The organism is Anaeroplasma sp. (genome assembly GCF_034179385.1).
GTDB lineage: Bacteria > Bacillota_I > Bacilli_A > Acholeplasmatales > Anaeroplasmataceae > Anaeroplasma.
Genome location: NZ_JAXFPY010000089.1, coordinates 1 through 3,445 on the forward strand (window position 1 = coordinate 1; position 3,445 = coordinate 3,445).

The window sequence follows — 3,445 nt, forward strand, 5'->3', positions numbered from 1 at the left end:
CTGAGCCAGGATCAAACTCTCCAAAAATTTATTTTTTGTTTGTTTTAATCTTTTTTGCTCATTCTTCTTCTAAATAAAAGAATTGCTTGTTCGTTTATTCTACACGTTTTCGTTCGTCATATATAGTTTTCAAAGACCTAAGTTTTACATACCGTTCAAACGGTGTGCTTCTATATAATATCACTCCAAAAAGCCAATGTCAACTACAATTTTATCTTTTTTTCAAAAAGTTTTCATTGCAATCTAAGACTCTTCAAGCATTTGAATTTCAGCCAAGGACAAGTGTCTATAATCTCCTTCATTTAGCGACTCATCTAAAGTTATTTTCCCGAAGCTTATTCGCTTCAAATAGGTTACCTCACACCCGACGGCTTCCATCATTCTCTTTACCTGGTGGTACTTACCTTCAGAGATTGTTATTAAACCTTCTCCCTCTTTTATCATTTCAAATTTTGCAGGTAAGCATTTATATCCATCCTCTAAAAAGACACCCTGTTCAAATGCTTTATATGCATATGGCATAAAGGTACCATCATATTTTAAATAATATACCTTATCCACATGATTCTTTGGTGATAATAGCTTATGCGCAAGCTTACCATCATTTGTAATTAAAAGTAATCCATGTGCATCCTTATCTAATCTGCCCACAGGGAATAATCCTCTATTCTCGTAACCCTCAATTAAATCTAATACAATGGGATCATGATTATCATAGGTTGCAGAAATATATCCATCAGGCTTATTTAACATAATATAGATTAATTTTTCATAGGATACAGATTGATCAGCAATGACAATTTCATCCTTTTCTTCATCAACCTTAAAATCGTCATCCTTGATTACTTCTCCATTTACAAGAACAAAGCCTTTACGAATAAATTCCTTTACTTCTTTTCTTGTTCCATATCCAGAATGTGCAAGCATTTTGTCTAAGCGCATCATAACCATCACCTCAGCAAATGAATTTTACCATAAGCTCCTTATAAATTAAAGTAAATATTATAAGGATAAAAAGAATGTGGCCTAGCTTAAGGCCACATCTAAAATCATCATTAGCACAAATCCAATACTAAACGCAATTGTTGGCAAATTCGTATGAGAATGCATTTGTGACTCCGGAATTAATTCCTCTACCACAACATATACCATAGCGCCTGCTGCAAAAGCTAAAATATATGGAAGTATTGGGGTAATGAACTGAACACATAATATAGTAAGAAGCGCTGCAATAGGCTCTACTACTCCACTTAATACACCAAGCAAAAAAGCTTTAGGCTTACTCATGCCTTCTGCATATAAAGGCACAGATATAACAGAGCCTTCTAGAAAGTTTTGAACCGCAATTCCAATGGCTAAAACTAAAGCTGAGGATAGACTGATTAAGGAATTACCATATACAGCACCCGCAAGTACAACTCCAACGGACATTCCCTCGGGAATATTATGAATCGTTACCGCAAGCATCATCTTTGTTGTTTTTCTGAAATTCGATTTTACTCCTTCTGAATCTTCACGCCCCTGGTGAATATGAGGAATCATACTATCTAATAACAAAATAAAGCCAACACCAATCAAAAACCCCACAGCAGATGGGACAAATGCCCATTTTCCCATTTCACTAGACAATTCAAGTGCAGGATCAATTAAGCTCCAAATGGATGCAGCTACCATGACTCCTCCTGCAAAGCCAAGTAATATCTTCTCTATTTTCTCATTCATCTTTCCTTTGATAAAGAATACCAATAATGCTCCTAAGGATGTTCCTACAAATGGAATAATCACTCCTAGTGCTACTATCATATAAGCCACTCCCTTCCTGTGGTTAGCATAAACAAACTTTCTAAAATAGTGTATATCAAAGAAAATGAAATGTCAAGAAAAAAGTCCACAATTTTTTGTGGACTATGATTGACTTTTAATAAAATCTTATTGATTAACTTTTGATTAGTTCCCAAAGGGTATGGGGAATGTGTCCCCATATAAGCAAAAGAAAAAAAGAAAGGAATACAATTCCCTAGGGAATTCGCGCTTCATATTTTATAATCTTATTGGGGTGATACATATGAAACGTGTGGATTTAAACATGAAAGAAAAATCAATTTATGAAGTAATTAAAAAATTAGTAGATACTAATGGTAATAAGAATCGAGCAGCAATTAAATTAGGTGTTACACCCAGATATATTAATAAGCTAATTATTAAATATAAAACAGAGGGTAAAGCTGGATTCATACATAAAAATTCAGGGCGTAAGCCTAAGGCTACCATTGATGATAATACAAGGTCATTAATTATCAAGCTCTACAAAGAAAAATACTATGATTATAATTGGTATCATTTTACGGAAAAATTAAATGATGATGAAGGAATAAAAATCACTTATACGCCTTTAAGGCACATTTTAACTTCTGCTGGATATATTTCACCACTATGCAATAAAAGCACTAGAAAAGCCAAAAAGAAAGAGTTAGAGAACAAAAAGAAACTTAATGAAGTCGATAAAAATTTAATTATTGATGATCATATTCTAGATTCTGAATCATCTCATCCTAGAAAGCCTAGAGCTAAATATTTTGGTGAAGTAATTCAAATGGACGCATCAGGTATTTGTTGGTTCAACAATATTTATGCAACATTACATTTAGCCGTAGATGATGCCACAGGAACCGTTGTAGGAGCATTTTTTGATTATCAAGAGACATTATGGGGTTATTACAATGTATTAAAGCAAATACTTGAAAATTATGGAATACCAGCCAGTTTCTTAACTGATAATAGAACTGTATTCACATATAAATCTAATCCTAATCCAACGGATGAAAATGATACATATACACAATTTGCCTATGCATGTAAGACTTTAGGTATTTCTATTAAAACTTCTTCTATACCTCAAAAAAAAGGTCGAATCGAAAGATTCAACCAAACATTTCAAAATAGGCTGCCCCAAGAACTTAGAACAGCCAACATCAAAAACATAGAACAAGCCAATGAATTTCTGACATCCTACCTTCCGAAATTCAACGTACGATTTGCCCTACAAAGAAAGAATATAACATCTGTATTTGAAAATCAACCTTCAGATGAAACAATTAATCTAACTTTATCTATTCTTACATCAAGAATATTTGATCATGGTTCTTCAATCAAATTCCATAATAAATACTATCAGGCTACAAACGCCACAGGAACTCAAGTTATATGTTTTAGAAATGGTACTCCTGGATTAGTAATTCAAACATTTGATAAAAGGTTATTCGTCACTGTTGATGAAAAAGTATACTTACTGAGAGAATTACCTGAACACAAAGAAGTATCATTAGAATTTGATGAATCAAAAGAAAAGAAACCAAAACAAGCATATATTCCACCTATGACTCATCCATGGAAGAAAGCATCCTTTGACAGTTTCGTAGCAAAACAAAAACACCGCCTTAAACAA

Annotated in this window: 3 protein-coding genes; 1 reads left to right on the forward strand and 2 read right to left on the reverse strand. The window is 33.2% G+C overall.

Features of this window, described 5'->3' with window-relative positions:
• Positions 1–243 precede the first annotated feature (243 nt).
• Together SPJ17_RS05975 and SPJ17_RS05980 are read right to left on the reverse strand one after the other, a co-directional pair.
• Positions 244–945, reverse strand: coding sequence for a pseudouridine synthase (locus SPJ17_RS05975; protein WP_321093549.1), 702 nt, complete (start codon positions 943–945; stop codon positions 244–246).
• Positions 946–1,026: 81 nt separating this feature from the next.
• The gene (locus SPJ17_RS05980; RefSeq protein WP_321093552.1) at positions 1,027–1,803 is read right to left on the reverse strand and encodes a ZIP family metal transporter; all 777 of its coding nucleotides are present in this window, start codon (positions 1,801–1,803) and stop codon (positions 1,027–1,029) included.
• A 262-nt stretch (positions 1,804–2,065) separates the two neighbouring features.
• On the opposite strand from SPJ17_RS05980, the gene SPJ17_RS05985 reads away from it, so the two are divergent.
• The coding region (locus SPJ17_RS05985) for an ISNCY family transposase (RefSeq protein ID WP_321093554.1) at positions 2,066–3,445 on the forward strand (1,380 nt) is incomplete at its 3' end.

Coding starts and splice junctions, on each gene's coding strand:
- SPJ17_RS05975 (WP_321093549.1), bottom strand. CDS start 945: ATGATGCGCTTAGACAAAATGCTTGCACATTCTGGATATGGAACAAGA.
- SPJ17_RS05980 (WP_321093552.1), bottom strand. CDS start 1,803: ATGATAGTAGCACTAGGAGTGATTATTCCATTTGTAGGAACATCCTTA.